General features: G+C 74.0%; 13 protein-coding genes. 4 read left to right on the top strand and 9 right to left on the bottom strand.

Going from position 1 to position 16,181, the window contains the following annotated elements:
• The first annotated feature begins 280 nt into the window (after positions 1–280).
• Positions 281–2,263, top strand: a complete 1,983-nt coding sequence (locus tag WME83_RS40575) for a carbamoyltransferase family protein (RefSeq protein ID WP_437315077.1) — start codon at positions 281–283, stop codon at positions 2,261–2,263.
• A gap of 16 nt (positions 2,264–2,279) precedes the next feature.
• Here WME83_RS40575 and WME83_RS40570 read toward each other — a convergent pair whose 3' ends face one another.
• Genes WME83_RS40570 through dnaB form a run of 3 tightly spaced genes read right to left on the bottom strand, consistent with a single transcriptional unit; the run spans position 2,280 to position 7,075 of the window.
• A complete protein-coding gene (locus WME83_RS40570) occupies positions 2,280–5,081 on the bottom strand; it encodes a CehA/McbA family metallohydrolase (RefSeq protein WP_437315076.1) in 2,802 nt (933 codons plus the stop codon).
• A 56-nt stretch (positions 5,082–5,137) separates the two neighbouring features.
• Positions 5,138–5,566 (bottom strand): hypothetical protein, encoded by a 429-nt coding sequence (locus WME83_RS40565; RefSeq protein WP_437315075.1) that lies wholly within the window; start codon positions 5,564–5,566, stop codon positions 5,138–5,140.
• Between the two features lie 6 nt (positions 5,567–5,572).
• Complete coding sequence (gene dnaB / locus WME83_RS40560; protein WP_437315074.1) at positions 5,573–7,075, bottom strand: replicative DNA helicase; 1,503 nt, start codon at positions 7,073–7,075, stop codon at positions 5,573–5,575.
• Between the two features lie 406 nt (positions 7,076–7,481).
• Between dnaB and WME83_RS40555 the strand changes: the two genes are divergently transcribed.
• The gene (locus tag WME83_RS40555; RefSeq protein WP_437315073.1) at positions 7,482–8,432 is read left to right on the top strand and encodes a PfkB family carbohydrate kinase; all 951 of its coding nucleotides are present in this window, start codon (positions 7,482–7,484) and stop codon (positions 8,430–8,432) included.
• A gap of 83 nt (positions 8,433–8,515) precedes the next feature.
• On the opposite strand, the gene rplI is transcribed toward WME83_RS40555, so the two are convergent.
• From rplI to WME83_RS40525, 6 genes are all read right to left on the bottom strand, one after another.
• Positions 8,516–8,968, bottom strand: coding sequence for a 50S ribosomal protein L9 (rplI, locus tag WME83_RS40550; RefSeq protein ID WP_437315072.1), 453 nt, complete (start codon positions 8,966–8,968; stop codon positions 8,516–8,518).
• Positions 8,969–8,978: 10 nt separating this feature from the next.
• On the bottom strand, positions 8,979–9,299 hold the full coding sequence (gene rpsR, locus WME83_RS40545; protein ID WP_012239546.1) for a 30S ribosomal protein S18: 321 nt from the start codon (positions 9,297–9,299) through the stop codon (positions 8,979–8,981).
• Positions 9,300–9,301: 2 nt separating this feature from the next.
• Positions 9,302–9,841 carry a 30S ribosomal protein S6 gene (gene rpsF, locus WME83_RS40540; protein WP_437315071.1) on the bottom strand — a complete coding sequence of 180 codons (540 nt, stop codon included), beginning with the start codon at positions 9,839–9,841 and terminating at the stop codon, positions 9,302–9,304.
• Between the two features lie 112 nt (positions 9,842–9,953).
• Positions 9,954–10,625 carry an aminoacyl-tRNA hydrolase gene (pth, locus tag WME83_RS40535; protein ID WP_437315070.1) on the bottom strand — a complete coding sequence of 224 codons (672 nt, stop codon included), beginning with the start codon at positions 10,623–10,625 and terminating at the stop codon, positions 9,954–9,956.
• Between the two features lie 138 nt (positions 10,626–10,763).
• Positions 10,764–11,453, bottom strand: coding sequence for a 50S ribosomal protein L25/general stress protein Ctc (locus tag WME83_RS40530; protein WP_437315069.1), 690 nt, complete (start codon positions 11,451–11,453; stop codon positions 10,764–10,766).
• Positions 11,454–11,664: 211 nt separating this feature from the next.
• Complete coding sequence (locus WME83_RS40525) at positions 11,665–12,627, bottom strand: ribose-phosphate pyrophosphokinase (protein WP_437315068.1); 963 nt, start codon at positions 12,625–12,627, stop codon at positions 11,665–11,667.
• Between the two features lie 158 nt (positions 12,628–12,785).
• Here WME83_RS40525 and ribF point away from each other — a divergent pair, with 158 nt between their 5' ends.
• Together ribF and WME83_RS40515 are read left to right on the top strand one after the other, a co-directional pair.
• Positions 12,786–13,787 (top strand): riboflavin biosynthesis protein RibF, encoded by a 1,002-nt coding sequence (gene ribF, locus WME83_RS40520; RefSeq protein WP_437315067.1) that lies wholly within the window; start codon positions 12,786–12,788, stop codon positions 13,785–13,787.
• 31 nt (positions 13,788–13,818) lie between these two features.
• Positions 13,819–16,143, top strand: coding sequence for a DUF4912 domain-containing protein (locus WME83_RS40515; protein WP_437315066.1), 2,325 nt, complete (start codon positions 13,819–13,821; stop codon positions 16,141–16,143).
• Positions 16,144–16,181 lie beyond the last annotated feature (38 nt).

The raw sequence follows: 16,181 nt of genomic DNA, 5'->3' as shown, positions 1-16,181 counted from the left end.
CGAGTGCCAGGGGCCAATGCTCGTCCCCTGCAGTCAGGCGAAGATATCGTGTCTCGGACGGCCGTTTTGGCGGCCGGCGGAGTTGATGACACGCGGAGCAGGCCCTGTCCAGCGGTTTACCCGGCGCGGACGCCGCTCGCCGGCCATTCGCTTAGCACTTCTTCACAGAACGTGACATTACTCGACACATCATCGCTGTACGTTTGCACGTTCTCTCTGACACCGGCTCAGGGTCGTCTCCGGCGGTCGACAGACACGGATCTGCGATCCATGGTCCGCCATGCGAGTTCTTGGCATCAGCGGCGGGCACGAGCCGGATCACCTGGGATATCCACGACCGGCGTTCAACGCGATCTCGGCGCACGACGGCGCGGCCGTCCTCCTCGAGGACGGGGAGGTCGTCGCGGCGATCGAGCAGGAACGCCTGAGCCGCCTCAAGCATTCGAACAAGGCCCCTCTCCAGGCGATGCGCTTCTGCGTCGAGGGGCAGGGGCTCCGGCTCGACGACATCGATGCCGTCTGTTTCTACATCAGCGAGGCGTGGTGCGACGACCAGCTGAAGCGGGGGCTCCTCCCCATCGGCCCCGAGGCGCGCACGGCGCGCGACGTCATGCGGCAGCTCTTGCGCGCCGAGTTCGGCGTCGAGCTCCCCCCCGCGCGCATCCGGTTCGTCAAGCACCACACCGCCCACGCGGCGAGCGCGTTTTTCTGCTCGGGGTTCGACGACAGCCTGGTGCTGACGCTGGACGGCTGTGGCGACGGCGAGTCGGGATCGGTATCCATCGGCTCTGGCAGCAAGCTCGAGCCGTTGAGAGACATCCCCGAGCGGGACTCGCTGGGCATGTTCTACGTCCAGACGATCCGGTTCCTCGGCTATGGCCTCTTCGACGAATACAAGGTGATGGGGCTCGCCCCGTACGGCGATCCGAGCAGGTACCGCGCGCTGTTCCAGAGGATGGTCACGCTGCTCCCGGAGGGCGCGTGGGCCGTCGACTTCGACAGGATCCTCGGCCTCCACGACGTGCTCTTGCCGCGCGCTCCGGGGGAGGCGATCACCCAGGTTCACAAGGATGTCGCCGCCGCGCTCCAGGAGGCGCTCGAGACCATCGTCCTCCACTGCCTGGGCTACTTCCGCCGCGAGACCGGGCAGGAGAACCTCTGCCTCTCGGGGGGAGTCGCCCACAACTGCACGATGAACGGCAAGATCCTCCGATCGGGCCTGTTCGAGCGGGTGTTCGTGCAGCCGGCCGCGCACGACGCCGGCTGTGCCCTCGGCGCCGCCGTGGCCGTGCACATGCGAGAGGCCCCGGGCCGGAGGCCTCCTGCGATCGAGCACCTGTACTGGGGCACGCCGCTCGGCGCGCGGGACGAGGTGGGCCAGGCGCTCGAGGCGTGGCGTGATCTCGTCACGGTGGAGGAGCTCGCCGACGCCCCGAGGACCGCCGCCGAGCTGATCGCGGAGGGGAGCGTGATCGGGTGGGCGCAGGGCCGCTCCGAGTTCGGCCCGCGCGCGCTGGGCAACCGCAGCATCGTGGCGGATCCCAGGCCGGCGGAGAACAAGGATATCATCAACGCGATGGTCAAGAAGCGCGAGGAGTTCCGGCCCTTCGCCCCGTCCGTCATCGAGGAGGCCGCGCACGAGTATTTCGACCTCGGCGGGGCCGAGGCCATGCCCTTCATGATCTTCACGGTGCCGGTCCACGAGGACAAGCGGCAGCTCCTCGGCGCCGTCACTCACGTGAACGGGACCGCGCGGGTCCAGACGGTGTCGGAGCGCACCAACGAGCGGTTCTGGCGGCTCATCCGGGCCTTCGGCGACATCACCGGCGTACCGGTGGTGCTCAACACGTCCTTCAACAACAATGCCGAGCCGATCGTCGACTCGGTCGACGACTGCGTGACGTGCTTTCTCACCACGCGGCTCGACTGCCTGGTCGTGGGCGACTACCTCGTCCGCAAGAGGCCTGTGCCGCTCACGGCCTACGCGGCGCTCGTCCCCGAATTACCGGCGTTCATCAAGCTGATCTCGGTGCGGGGCCGGACGCCGGGCGGATACGCGCTGGAGCGCGCCCTCGCCACGACCTACAACGAGGCCACGTACCCTGTGTCTGCCGCGGTGTTCGAGGTCCTGTCGCGCGCGGACGGCCAGAAGCGGCTCGGCGAGCTGCTCGATGACGTGGCGGACCGGGAGGCGGTGATCGCCGAGCTCATCGAGCTCTGGTCACAACGAGCGGTGCGCCTCCGGCCCGCGACCAGCGGATGAGCCCACCTCGCCCCGCTCACGGCGCCGCGGCGCGGCCGAGGGAGCGACCGTCGCCGTCGGCGTCGATCCAGAGCGGCGCCGTCATGGCGAACGGCAGGATCTCGTCCGGCTCGCCGGCGAGCACCGGCTCGAGCGGCCGCCGCCCCCGGACGATCGCGACCACGAACGTGTCCTCGGCGACGGCGATCGCGCCGCGCGCGCCCTGCCCAGGCCGCCCGCCACCGCCCGCCCCGCCGACGCGGGCGCCCGGCCGCGCCGGCCCTCGCCCGCCGCCCGTTCCAAGCACCACCGGGATCTCGATCTCATCGACGAGCGCGCCCGCAGCCGTGGTGCGCGCGCCCTCCAGCGGGATCGGCGCCCCGCTCGCGACGCCGCCCACCAGCACGTGCAGCTCGCGCGCGTCGACCCAGGGCGCGCGCTCGACCCGGATCGAGAGCGTCGGCGGCCCCCCGCGCGCCCCGCGCCGCGCCGAGGCGACGCCCCCCTGGCGCGCCTCGCCGAGGCGCATCGTCACGAACGGCCCGTTCGTGATCACGACGTCGCGCCGCCGCCGCAGGCCCGCGACGAGGTCCCCCACGTCGAGCCGCCCTGGATCGTCGCCGGCCACCGCGACGTACGTGCGCGGCGTCCCCGCCTCCGCGCCGTGCAGCCCGTGCGTGTCGCTCGTCGCCGTGGGCGTGACCGGGCGGGACGCGCGGAGCAGCGCCCAGAGCTCCTCCAGCGCCCGGTCCCGCGCGGCCACCTCGCGCCCGGTCCACACCTCGAGCGCATCCGCGCCGCCGCCGTCCCCGACGATCTGCGCGAGCTCGCGCGCCCCCTCCTCCGGCGCCCCCTGCGGCGCTCCGGGGCCGTGCAGCGGCGAACCGCCGCCGTGGTACCGGCTCACCTGGACGACGCGCTCGCCGGGCAGCGCGCGCACCTCGCGGAGCAGCTCGCCCGCGGTCTCGCCGACCCACCGCAGCGCGCCCTCTCGGGGCGCGGCCGCCGCTCCGCCGAGCGGGAACACGCTGAGGCTCCCGAGCCCGGCGCCGCCCCGGCCCCGCGTGAGCTCCACGCCCGGCAGCATGCGCAGCTGCGCGTCGAGCTGCAGGGCGGCCACGTCCGGCTGGAGATCGGCGGCGAGGTTGTGCTCGGTCGCCACGGCGCACTCCACGCCCTCCGCCGCGCTCCAGGCGAGCCGCACGGCCGAGGGGACGCCCGCGTCGGCGCTCCGCGCGGTGTGCTGCCGGAGGTCGCACGCGATGTAGCCCGACGTGTCGACCACCCGCTGGAGCGTCAGCGCGAGCGGCGACCGGGCGCCTTCAGCGATGTCGACCGTCGCCTCGGCCAGCGCGTACTCGGGCCCGCGCGAGGCGACGACCCGGATGCGCCCGGGCGGCAGGGGAAGATGGAGCTCGCCCGCGAGCGCGAGCCGCGGCGGCGATACGGCCTTGCCGGTCGCGGCGTCGAAGAAGCTGACCTTCGCCGGCGTGAGCGGGCCGAGGAGATCCAGGGCCGCGGCGGGCGCCGGGGCCGCGGCGGGCGCCGGAGCGCCGCGCTCCTCCACCCGGAGATCGAGCTGGCCGACGCCGGAGAGCGCGAGCCGCGCCGGGGCGATCTCGCCGGCGCGGATCCGGACCCGCGCGGTCCCCAGCGCGCGGCGGCCGCTCCCCTCGAAGCCGACGAGGTAGAGGCCGGGCGGCGCCTCGACGGTGAGCGGCTCGCGCTCGCCGGTCCGCAACCACAGGTCGAGCGCGCCGGCGGCCGGCGCGGCGCCCTCCTCGGCGACCGGCGTCAGCGTGGCCCGGCCGGCCATGGGCCGGAGCGGCGCGCCGCGGGCGTCCACGAGCTCGAGCGCGACGCCGCCGGGCGCGCCCCCGCCGAGGAAGAAGAGCTCCGTCGCGACGGCGAGCGCGTCGCCGCGGGGCGCGATCGCGAGGATCCGCTGGTACGCGGCGCGCCCGCCCGGCGGCAGCGCGGCCTGCCGCGCGAACGTCGCGTCGCTGAAGCCCGCGCCGCCGCGCGCGTGGATTAGAGCGCCGCCCGCCGGGACGAGCGCGTACGCGACGCGGGACCCGACGCCGGCCAGGTACGGCGCCTCGCGCTCGCCGCGGAGCCCAGGCGCCGCGCCGGGCGCGACGTGCTCCGCGGCGCCCCAGTGGACGACGTCGCCGAGATCGAGCGCCTCGACCGGGCGGTCGCCGTCGTTCTGGAGCGACGTCGCGATCACGACCGCGCGGCCGCTCGCCGCGAGCGTGTAGCGGGTGGTGACGGAGAGCGCGCCGCCCTCGAGCTCGCGCCCGCGCACCTCGCCGCGCGCCTCGATCCACGCCGCGCCGCCCTCGCCGGCGCCCGTCGCGATGTCGCGGTAGATCACCTGCCGCGGCGGCGCGCCGAGCCGCGGGACGATCTGCCCGAGCTCGTCGCTCCGCTCCCGCGCGTCCGCCGCGTCGATGAGGTTGCCGCCGCCCTCGGCGAGGCCCGTCCCCGGGCCCAGCTGCTCGACCACCACCGCGACCTCGTCGTTCTCGAGCAGGTAGTCGCCCGGCCGCCCCGCCGCGAGCGGCCCCGAGAGCGCGTCCGCGGGCGCCGTGATCCGCCGGACGCGCGCCGGCCGAGCCGCGACCGCGTCGCCCGGGCAGAGCTCTCCCTGCTCGCCGCCGCCGTGCCCCCACCGGCAGAGCATGCCGAGCCGCTCGGCCGCGCCGGAGGACACGGCGACGCTGCCCCCCTGCACCGGCGGCGCGCAGGCGCCCGCGGCGAGCGCGAGCGCGACGAGCCCGGCGCGCCGCGTCGCGCGAGGCGCGCGCGAAGGGCTGGCGGGGGAGCGACGGGGCATCTCGATCGGGCGGATCATCGGTCCTGTTCCGATGCGCGGCCGCGGCGCCGCTTGGGTCAGGAGCGCTCGGTGGCGAGGACGACGAGGGAGGCGATCCCCAGGCAGACGCCGAGCGCGCGGCGGGCGGTGAACGCCTCGCCGAAGAGCAGCGGCGCGAAGAGCGCGGCGAGCGCCACGCCGCCGGCGAACACCATCGGCCCGGTCGCGGACACCGGGCCGCCCAACCGCAGCGCGGTGAAGACGAGCGTGGTCACGCCGCTGATGAACAGGCCGGAGGCGCACGCCCAGAGCACCCCCTGCGCCGTCGGAGGCGCCTCCGCGCCCGGGCGGAGGACGAGAAAGGCGAGGATCCCGGCGGCCGCGGTGGCCTCGATGCACAGCGCGCCGAGGGCGTCGCCGACGCGGCCCGCCGCCGCGCGCAGCATCAGGTAATGCCCGGCCATGCAGACCGCGGCGAGGAGGGCGGGGACGTACCAGACGGACATGCCGGGCTACTCGTCGTCCACCATGTCCGGGTAATCGCCGGGCGCGAGGTTGTCGAACCGGGTGCACGACGAGGTGAACCGCGTGAGCACCTTGCCCGTCGGCCCGTTGCGCTGCTTGGCGACGATGAGCTCCGCGATGCCTTTGTGGTTGGTGGTCTCCGGGTTGTAGTACTCGTCGCGGTAGATGAAGATGATGTTGTCGGCGTCCTGCTCGATGGCGCCCGACTCGCGGAGGTCCGACAGCTGAGGGCGCTTGTCCTTGGTGGTCCGGGTCTCGACCGCGCGGTTCAGCTGGGAGAGCGCGATGACCGCGACCTTGAGCTCCTTCGCGAGCTGCTTGAGCCCGCGGGAGATCTCGCTGATCTCCTGCTCGCGGCTGCTCACGCCGTCCCGCCCCTTCATGAGCTGCAGGTAGTCGATGACGACGAGCCCGACGCGCCGCCCCGAGTTGCCGTCGCTGGGCGGCCGGTCGTACTCGGCCTGGATGCGCCGCACCTTGGCGCGCAGCTCGAGCAGGCTGATCGCCGGCGTGTCGTCGATCCAGATGGGCAGGGTCGACAGGAAGGACGCGGCCTCGGTCAGGCGGCGCCAGTCGTCCGGCTGCAGGAAGCCCTGGCGGAGCTTGCCGACGTCGACGCGGCCCTCGCTGCACACCATACGTGTGGCGAGCTGCTCGCGCGGCATCTCGAGCGAGAAGACGGCGGCGCCGAAGCCGGGCTCGTGCCGCTCGATGCCGTGCCCCGCCTGGTCGGGGCCCGGGGAGCTCACCGTGCGCGGCGACGCCACGTTCACGGCGAGGTTGAGGACGAACGACGTCTTGCCCATACCGGGGCGCGCGGCGACGATCGAGAGGTCGCCGTCGTGCAGGCCGGCCGTCTTGGCGTCGAGCTTCTCGAACCCGGTAGAGATGCCCGTGATGCGATCGCCGCGCTCCGCGGCCGCGGTGATCTGCTCGAACGCGGCCTTGAGCACCTGGGCGATCGGCTGCGTCGACGTCCCCTGGGGCGTGCGCGCGAGCTGGTAGACCGCCTGCTCCGCGCCGTCGATGAACTCCTGCACCACGCCGACGTCGCCGTACCCCTCGGCCGCGACGCGCTGGCACGTGGCGATGAGCTGGCGCACGCGCCACTTCTCGTAGACGACGCGCGCGTGCGCGCCGACGTGCGCGACCGCCGGCGTCGCGTCCGCGAGCTGGGCGAGGTACGCCGCGCCGCCCACCTGGGCGAGGCGCTCCCGGTCGCGCAGCCAGGAGGCGACCGAGACGATGTCGATCGGCGTGCCGCCGGACGCGAGCTCCTGCGCGGCCTCGTAGATGCGGCTGTTCGCCTCGCTGTAGAAATGGTCCGCCTTCAGGATCTCGAGCACCCGATCGAGCGCGTCGCGGTGCAGCAGGATGGCCGACAGCACCGCCGCCTCGGCGTCGAGGTCGTGCGGCGGTACCCGTCCGGCGACGATGGGAGGCTCGATCCTCTGGGGCCGCTGGCCGCGGCGCTCCATCATTCTCATCATCCGTGCATCTCCTCCCCACCGATTGCCCCCATCCCGCCCCGAGCTTTTCCACAGGCGCCGAAATGGGCGACGCCCCGAAGGCGCAGCGGTCCTTCGGGGCGTCGGGTGCAGGGTCGAGTTCCGTCTATCAGAACATGGGCCGCGCTGAGAAGGTTTTGTGTTTGCATTGCAGTGAGCGTTCGTGCGGTGGGCATCTCAATGCAGGTTCCACGTTCGAGGGGCGCTCGGTCGCGCCGCGACGCGGGGGCTCGCCGCGCCGCGGGGATGCGGCGCGGCGAGGCGCCGCGGGCGGCGGCGAGGTATGGAAATTGAGCAACGCCGGTCTCATCGCCATTTCCTTTCCCGCTTGACTCAGCTGCGATGACGCTTCGCCCCCGGGCATGCGCCGTCGCGGGGAGCCGCCATTGTGGATCACAAAACGCGTCAAACAAGGATTGAACCCACCGAGGTGATCTGCGTGGGTGAAGCGCTGTGGGACCTCTACACGCCGGAGGGCATTCCGCTCGAGCAGGCAAAATTGCTGCGCCGCGTACCGGGGGGCGGGGCGGTGAACACCGCGATGGCGCTCGCCCGGCTGGGCGTCCCGTCGGGGGTGTGCGCTGCGCTGGGCGACGACGCCCTGGGGCGCGGGCTCAGGGACGAGGTCGCTGCGGCCGGCGTCGATGTGGGGCGGCTCGCGCTGGGCGCGGCGCGGACCGGCCTCATGCTCGTGGCGATCGCGCGGGGCGAGGCGCGCTTCGCCGGCTACCGGCAGGGCGAGCTCGAGGCGCGCGAGCTCGCCGCGGCGCTGCCTGCGCGATGGCAGACCCGGGTCGTACATTTCACCGGGATCGCGCCGGTGCGCGGGGCGATCGGCGCGATCGCGCGGGCGGCCGCGGGCGCCCGACGCGAGGGGTGCGCGGTCTCGATCGACGTCAACGCGCGCCCGCGGATGTGGCCGCGCGCCGGGCGCGCGGCGGGGCCCGCGGGGGCGGGCGCGGGAACCGGCGACGGCGTGCGCGGCTGCTTCCGGCTGTTCGCGCAGGCGGATCTCGTGAAGTGCAGCACCGGCGATCTCGAGGTGCTGGGGACGACGGCGCGCGCGCTCCGCGAGCGGCTCCGGCCCGAGGCGACGCTGGTCGTCACGGACGGCGCGCGGGCGACGCTCGTGCTCGGCCCCGAGGGCGAGCGCGCGGTCGCGCCGCGCCCGGTGCGGCCGCTCGATCCGACGGGCGCGGGTGACGCGTTCTGCGCCGGGATGCTGGCGAGCCTCGCCTGGGAGGCCCGAGCGCGGTGGGCCGATCCGGCGCTCATGCTGCGCGCGGTGGCGCGGGGGCACGACGTCGCGCGGGCGTGGGTGAGGCGGAAGCGCGGCTGAGGAGGCGAGCGCGCGGACGGACCGCGGGCGAGCCGCGCGTGGCGGACGAGGTGGAAGCGCGGGCGAGCCGCGCTTCCGGGACGCTACTTCGCGGCGACCGTGACCTCGACCGACGCCGTGATGGACGGGGCGAGGCGGATCGTCACGGTGTGCGCGCCGAGCGTCTTGATCGTGTCGCTCTCGATGCGGCGCCGGTCGACGCTGAAGCCCTGCGCAGCGAGCGCCTCTTCGACGTCGCGCGCCGTGACCGAGCCGTACAGCTTGTCGCCCTCGCCGACCGGGCGGCTGATGGTCAGCTTCACCTGGTTCAGCTTGGCCGCGAGCTGCTCCGCCTCGGAGCGCGTCTTCGCGGCGCGCGACTCGGCGACCCGCTTCTCGTGCTCGATGCGGGACACGTTCTCGGCGGTGGCGCCCACCGCGAGGCCGCGCGGGATGAGGTAGTTGCGCGCGAAGCCGGGGCGAACCTTCACGAGCTCGCCGCTCTTGCCGACGTTGTGGAGGTCCTCCGTGAGGACCACATGGATGTGGGTTGCCATGATCGACCTCCTACGCCGTCACGGTGAACGGCAAGAGCGCGATGTTGCGCGCGCGCTTGATCGAGAGCGTCACCTTGCGCTGGTGGCGCGCGCAGTTGCCGCTGATGCGGCGCGGGACGACCTTGCCGCGCTCCGAGATGAAGTACTTGAGCGCCTGCGGGTCCTTGTAGTCGATGACCAGCGCCTTGTCCGCGCAGTAGCGGCAGACGCGCTTCCGGCCCGTGCGGCGGCGCCCGGGGGCGTCCGCGTTCAGGTCGGGCGTGCGCCCGAAGTCGCGATCGTCGTAGTCAGCGCCGCCGTTGCGGCCCATGTCGTTGTTGCGGCCGTTCATGGTCAGCTCTCCTCCTCGTCGGCGGCGCCTTCCGCCTCGCCCTCTTCAGCGTCGTCGAGGTCGCCCGCCGGGGCCGCCTCGGAGCTCCGGTCGACGCGGCGCTCCGGCTCGATCAGGCCGAGCTGCCGCTCGCGCGAGTCGTCGCGGTCGTCCTCGATCGGCGCGAGCTCGAGGCGCTCGAACTTCACGTCCTCGTCGGCGACCGTGAGGCCCTGGACCTCGACGTCGTTGCGCACGAGCACCGTCTGGTACTTCAGCACGCCGTCGGCGAGGCGCAGGTTGCGCTCGACCTCGGAGACGACCTTCCCGCCCCCGAGGTACTTCAGGTACACGTAGACGCCGCGGCGGTGCTTGGCGATGTCGTACGCGAGGCGGCGGCGCCCCCACGTCTCGACCTTGGTCAGGCGACCGGCCTCGCGGGTCACGACCTCGGCGAGGCGCGTCCCGATCCGCTCGGCGCCGTCGGCGTCGATGTCGGGTCGCAGGATGTAAATGGTTTCGTACTCTTTGGCGCGCCCGGGCGCCGTTACCTGTCGGCTCATTCTTCGGTCTTCCCTCTCGGCCTGTGGCCCCGGGGCGACGCCCCGGAGCGAGGAAAGGAGCAGGTTGCCGAGCGGCGCGAGCGCGGGCTCGACGACCTGTCTCCGTCGAGGATCAGGGCTTCTGCGTCGGGGGGAGGGGACCCCTCTCTCCCTTCGCCGCAGGGGCCGGGTCTGTCGGCCCGTCCCCTTCGCCCTTTTGCCTCTTGCCCGGCTTGGGCCGGGTGTTTCGAACGTTCATCGCGGCGTCGAAGCCGCGGGCGGCGACTTCTAGCACACTTTGGACAGCTTGCTTCAAGCAGTCGGGCAGGCTCGCGCGCTCGACCGCGTCGAACCCCGACAGCACGTAGCCCGCGACCTCGCCGCGGTAGCCCGGCGGCGGCCGCCCGATCCCGAGGCGGACGCGCCCGAAGTTGCCCGTCCCGCAGTGCGCGACGATCGAGCGCAGCCCGTTGTGCCCCGCGTGCCCGCCGCCGACCTTCAGGCGAACCGTGCCGAACGGCAGGTCGAGCTCGTCGTGCAGCACGACCAGCGAGGACGGCGCGACCTTGAAGAAGGCCATCGCCGGCTGAACGCTGCGGCCCGACTCGTTCATGTAGGTCATCGGCTTGAGCAGGATCGCCGGCTGCCCGGCGATCTCCGCCTTCGCGTGCACGCCCGAGAACTTCTCGCGGAACGGATCGGCCCGGACCTCGTCGGCCAGCGCGTCGATGGCCATGAAGCCGACGTTGTGCCGGTGAGCGGCGTATTCCTTGCCCGGATTTCCCAGGCCGACCACGAGCAGCATGGCGAGCGGGTTCTGCTGGATCCCTGGAATCCTTGGGACAGGGGCGGGCTGCGATGCGCGGGGGCGCGGCGCAGGGCGGGGCGGGCCGCGCGCGCCTCGGGGGGCCGAGGCGAGGGGCGGCCCGCGCCCGGTCCGGGGCTACTTCTTGTCCTTCTTGTCGCCCGCGGGGGCGGCGCCGCCCTTGGCGGGGGCAGCCGCGCCACCGGCAGGCGCAGCGGCCGCGGCGGCAGGCGCGCCGGCAGCGGGCTTCGCCTCTTCCTCGGCGCCCGCCTTCTCGGGCGCGTTGACGACCGCGATCGTCTGGTCGTCGGCGAGCAGGGCCTTCACGCCCTCGGGCAGCTTCAGCCCGCTCGCCTTGTACGACTCGCCCATGTCGAGCTCGGTCACATCGATCTCGATGAACGACGGGATCTTCTCGGGCAGGCAGCGCACCGGGATCGTGCGGAAGATCTGCTGGAGCACGCCGCCGGTGACCACGCCCTTCGGCTTGCCCACGGTGCGGAAGGGGATGTGCACGTCGACGGGCTGGTCGAGCTTCACCTGGATGAAGTCGGCGTGGACGAGCTCCCGGGAGATCGGGTGGTAGTCGTAGTCGCGCACCATGACGGTGAGCGTCTCGCCGTTCTCGATGGCGAGCTCGACCACGGAGTTCTTGCCGTGGTCGGAGCCGAGCACCTGAAGGAGCGCCTTCGGCGAGACGGCGACCGACAGCGGCGCGAGCTCGCGCCCGTAGGCGATGGCGGGAATCTGTCCGGCGCGGCGCAGGCGGCTCGACGCGCTCTTGCCGCTCTCCTCGCGCCTCGTGGCGTTGAGCTTGATGATCTCCATGACGACGGCTCCAGAAGTGATCCGGAGGCCCGCGGTGCGCGGGCCACTCCGGCGTAGGGTGCGGCGCTATAGCAGAACGTGAAACGGAAAGTCGAGCCTTCGTCGCCGGGCAGCGGCGTTTTGTGCGGGAGCGCGGGCGACCTGCGCCACCGGGGTCCCTTTCGCGAGGTTGCGCAAGGTTCCGCCGGTTCCGCCGGACGCGCGCCGCCGGTCAGACGAAGAGCGAGCTCACCGAGTCCGAGTGATGGATGCGGCGGATCGCCTCGGCGAGCAGCCGCGCCACCGAGACGACCTTGAACTTACCGGACGCCCTCGCCTCGTCCGAGAGCGGGATCGAGTTCGTCACGACGACCTCGGTGAGGGGGGAGTCCTTGATGCGCTCGACGGCCGGGCCGGACAGGACCGGGTGCGTGGCGCAGGCGGCGACGCTCTTGGCGCCCTGCTTCATCAGGGCGTTGGCGGCGTTCACCAGGGTGCCGGCGGTGTCGATGAGGTCGTCGAGGATGAGGCAGTGCTTGCCGGCCACCTCGCCGATGATGTTCATGACCTCGCTCTCGTTCGCCCGCTCGCGGCGCTTGTCGATGATCGCCAGCGTGCCCTGGAGGCGCTTCGAGTAGGCGCGGGCCCGCTCGACGCCGCCGGCGTCCGGCGAGACGATGACCACGTCCTTGCCGTAGTGCTCGCGGAGGTGATGGTCGAGCAGCGCCGGCATCGCGAACAGGTGGTCGAACGGGATGTTGAAGAAGCCCTGGATCTGCCCGGCGTGCAGGTCGAGCGCGACGATCCGGTTCACCCCGGCGGCGACGATGAGGTCGGCGACCAGCTTCGACGTGATCGGCGTCCTCGGCGCGACCTTCCGGTCCTGCCGGGCATAGCCGTAGTAGGGGATGACCGCCGTGATCGAGCCGGCCGAGGCGCGGCGGAGCGCGTCGACCATGATCAGGAGCTCCATCACGCTGTCGTTCACCGGCGAGCAGGTAGGCTGCACAACGTAGGTGTCGACGCCCCGGACGTTCTCCTGGATGACGCAGAACGTCTCCCCGTCGGAGAAGCGCGACACGCGCGACTTCCCCATGGGTTGCTCGAGGACCTGACAGATTTCCTGGGTGAGTGCGAAATTGGCGTTGCCGGAGAAGATACTGACTCTCTTAAACACGGCGCGCCTCCAGCCCATTTAGGGGAGCGCGGCTCTATCAGCCGGACATGGGGCCGTCAAGCGGCTCTGTACATCGGACGCTTGGCTGTACATGCGTATCGTGCCGGGCGGCTCCCCCTGGCCCTGGCTTGCCCACCGGCTTTTCGTTCGGCGCTGCTTCGGGTTAGGTAGCGTCTGTGGAGTATTTTGCTGCCGCCGCTGGCGGGCAGGGCGGGGGCGCCGCGGTCGGGCCGCGGGGCAGCCTCGTCATCATCGGCAACTTCGACGGCGTCCACCGGGGGCACCAGGCGCTGCTCGCCGACGCGGCGCTCGACGCGGAGCGGCGGGGGCTCTCGCCCGTGGCGCTCACGTTCGCGCCGCATCCGGCGAGCGTCCTTGGCCGGACCCCGCCGCCGACGCTGACGGCGCTGCCGCGCAAGATCGAGCTCATCCGGCGCGTGCAGCCGGCGATCCGGGTGGACGTGGTGACGTTCGATCGCGCGTTCGCGGCGCAGACGCCGGAGGAGTTCGTGCGGCGCGTGCTGCTCGATCGGCTCGCCGCGCGCGTCGTCCTGGTCGGCGCGAACTTCCGGTTCGGCCACGGGCGCGCCGGGGACTTCACGACGCTCGGGCGCCTCGGCGAGGATCTCGGCTTCGAGACGCGGTCGCACCCGCTCGTGGGCGACGCCGAGGGGGCGTGGTCGAGCACCCGCGTCCGCGCCGCGATCGCGCGCGGGGATCTCGATGCGGCCGAGCAGATGCTGTCGCGCCCGCACATGCTGTCCGGCGTGGTCGCGCAGGGGGCCAAGCGGGGCCGGACCATCGGCTTCCCCACCTGCAACCTCGACGAGCTCGAGGAGGCGCTCCCGCCGTTCGGCGTGTACGCGACGCTCGTCGATCGGGTGACGCCGTCGGGCCGCGCGATCGCGCTCGCCCGCGGCGTGGCGAACCTCGGCGTGCGCCCGACGGTCGAGCCGTCGAAGCAGGCGCGGCCGAACCTCGAGGTGCACCTGTTCGACGTCGACGAGGATCTCTACGGCGCGGCGCTGCGGGTGCACCTCGTCGCCCGGCTGCGCGAGGAGCGGCGGTTCTCGGGCCTGCCGGAGCTCAAGGCGCAGATCGCGCGCGACGCCGAGGCGGCGCGCGCGCGGCTCGCGCCGCTCGCCCCGGATCCGGCGGCGGAGGGCGCCTTTCGCTGAGCGGCCGCGCGCCGGTGGGCGCGCGGCGGATGTGGTAGCGTCCACGGCGATGGAGCGCCGGGAGCTCGACGGGCTGACGCGGGAGGAGCTGATAGCGCGCGCCGAGGGCCTCGGGGTGCCGCGGCCGCGCGTGCTCACGAAGGCCGAGCTCGTCGACGAGATCCTGGCGCGCACCGCGCAGGGGGAGCCGGAGCGGGCCCGGCTGCGCGGCTTCCTCGGGCGGGCGCGCGATCTGCTGTCGCGCGTGGTCGAGCGCGGCCTGCACATGCCGGAGACCGCGCGCGCGCTGCGCGGCGAGGCCCCGCCCGAGCAGTGGCCGCCGCCCCCGCCGCCGCCGCGGGCGACGACGACGCTCGCCGAGATCTACGCGTCGCAGGGGCACACGGACCGGGCGATCGCCGTGCTGGACGAGATCCTCGAGCGCGAGCCGCAGCACGAGGACGCGCGGCGGCTCCGGGAGCGGCTGATCGAGCAGGCGCAGCGCGCGCAGGGCGAGGGGGCGGCGGCGCAAGGCGCGGGGGTGGGGGCTGCGGCGGCGGAGGAAGAGGACGCGGAGGAGGCGGACGCGGAGGAGGCGGGGGCCGAAAGCGCGGAGGCGGAGGCCGAAAGCGCGGAGGCGGAGGCGGAGGCGGGGGCCGAGAGCGCGAATGCGAAGGAGGCTGAGGCCGAAGCCGCGGATGCGAAGGAGACCGGCGTCGAGGCCACGGATGCGAAGGAGACGGGCGTCGAGGCCGCGGATGCGAAGGAGACGGGCGTCGAGGCCGCGGATGCGACGGACGCCGGTGCAGAGGGAGCGACGGACACCGGTGCAGAGACCGCGAAGGACACCGGACCGAGCGAGCAGCCCGAGGCCCCCATCGCGGGCGAGCAGGATCGTCGGCCCGAGCCCGTTCCCGCGGCTGCCGACATCGAGCCCGCGCAGCCGCCGCGAGATCCCTCTCCCGCGGACGCTCCGGCGCCGGAGGCCATCGCGGAGCGCGTCGTCGCGGGAGCGGCGCCGGGCCTCGCTGCGGCCTTGCAGGACGAGCGCGCGGAGCCCCCGGCGCGGTACGACCTCGACGAGGTCGTCGGCCTCGCGGTCGATCCGGAGACGCTCTACGTCTACTGGGAAGTGCGCCCCCGGACGCTCGCGCGGGCGCGCGCGCGCCGCCCGGGAGGGCAGCTCGTGATCCGCGTGGTCGCGGTGCTCCCGAGCTGGGAGAGGCCGGTGGTCGAGCAGCGGGATCTCGCGATCGACGCGCTCTTCGGCGACATGTTCGTGCGCGACATCCCGGCCGGCTCGCACCTCCGGATGTGCACGGGCTGGCTCGACGGCGACAGGTTCGAGCCCTTCGCGGTGGGCCTCGAGGTCGCTGCGCCGCGCGCGTTGCCGCTCGTGCAAAGGTCGCCCACGCCGGAGCCCGACGCTTCCGCGCAGGCGGCGCTGAAGGACGAGGTCCCGGCGGACAGCCCCGCCGGACCGACGCGCGACGCGCAACCGCACCTCGAAGGCGCCGGCGGCGATGCGCCGTCCGTGGCGTCCGGCGCGCTCGGCGCGGAAGCAGCGTCCCTGCCCACCCCGGGGGCGAGCGGTCAGGCTGGGGAGAGCGTCGCCCCGGCGTACGCTGTGGGCGCGGGCTCCGTGATCGCACCTCCGCCGGCCCCGAGCGCGCCGGCCGCGAGCAGCGCCGCGCAACCCGGGGCGGCCGAGGCCGCGCCCGTCGCCGGCACCGATGTGGCCATCGCTGCCGCGCCCCCCCCGGCCCGCGACATCGCGGCGGAAGCCGCCGCGCCGGCAGCGAGCAGCGACGCCGCTCCCGGAGCCATCGCACCAACCCCGCTCGGCACCCCCGCGGCCGACGCGGTCTCGCCCGACCCCGGCGCGGCGATCGCCCCAGGACCAGCGCTCGCCTCGCCGGGCGAGGGGCCGCCGCGCTTCCCCTCGGGCGCGGCGCCGCCCGCGGAGGCGCTCGCGCGGGCGGTCGCGGCGACCCGCGAGCCGCCGAGCGAGGGGCCGCCGCGCTTCCCCTCGGGGACGGTGCCGACCGCGGAGGCGCTCGCGCAGGCGATCGCGGCGACCCGCGGCGGGTCGAGCGACCTGCTCCGGGGAGGCGGCGAGAGCGCCTGGCCGGGGCCCGTCGGCCAGCCCCACGCCAGCGAGGCCTTCCGGCGCGCCGGCGCCGAGCGGTCTCGATCCCTCGGCGGCGCGAGCGAGCTGCGCGGCGGCGCGAGCGAGCTGCGCGGCGGCGCGAGCGAGCTGCGCGGCGGCGCGAGCGAGCTGCGCGGCGGCGCCGAGCGATCTCGGCCCCCTGGCGGCGGAACCGAGCTGTGGCGGAGCTTCGCCACCGCGGCGCGCCCGCCCTCGGGGAGCCGCTGAGCGAGCCGGACGCCCCGTTCACGCAACTGGCGGCGCGC

Source organism: Sorangium sp. So ce385 (assembly GCF_051474135.1).
Classification (GTDB): domain Bacteria; phylum Myxococcota_A; class Polyangia; order Polyangiales; family Polyangiaceae; genus Sorangium; species Sorangium cellulosum_D.
This window is presented reverse-complemented; position numbering and strand designations above follow the sequence as displayed.

Excerpts from the sequence above, each read along its gene's own strand:
- WME83_RS40575 (WP_437315077.1), top strand. The coding sequence starts at position 281 with ATGCGAGTTCTTGGCATCAGCGGCGGGCACGAGCCGGATCACCTGGGA.
- WME83_RS40570 (WP_437315076.1), bottom strand. The coding sequence starts at position 5,081 with ATGCCCCGTCGCTCCCCCGCCAGCCCTTCGCGCGCGCCTCGCGCGACG.
- WME83_RS40565 (WP_437315075.1), bottom strand. The coding sequence starts at position 5,566 with ATGTCCGTCTGGTACGTCCCCGCCCTCCTCGCCGCGGTCTGCATGGCC.
- dnaB (WP_437315074.1), bottom strand. The coding sequence starts at position 7,075 with ATGATGAGAATGATGGAGCGCCGCGGCCAGCGGCCCCAGAGGATCGAG.
- rplI (WP_437315072.1), bottom strand. The coding sequence starts at position 8,968 with ATGGCAACCCACATCCATGTGGTCCTCACGGAGGACCTCCACAACGTC.
- rpsR (WP_012239546.1), bottom strand. The coding sequence starts at position 9,299 with ATGAACGGCCGCAACAACGACATGGGCCGCAACGGCGGCGCTGACTAC.
- rpsF (WP_437315071.1), bottom strand. The coding sequence starts at position 9,841 with ATGAGCCGACAGGTAACGGCGCCCGGGCGCGCCAAAGAGTACGAAACC.
- pth (WP_437315070.1), bottom strand. The coding sequence starts at position 10,625 with ATGCTGCTCGTGGTCGGCCTGGGAAATCCGGGCAAGGAATACGCCGCT.
- WME83_RS40530 (WP_437315069.1), bottom strand. The coding sequence starts at position 11,453 with ATGGAGATCATCAAGCTCAACGCCACGAGGCGCGAGGAGAGCGGCAAG.
- WME83_RS40525 (WP_437315068.1), bottom strand. The coding sequence starts at position 12,627 with ATGGGCTGGAGGCGCGCCGTGTTTAAGAGAGTCAGTATCTTCTCCGGC.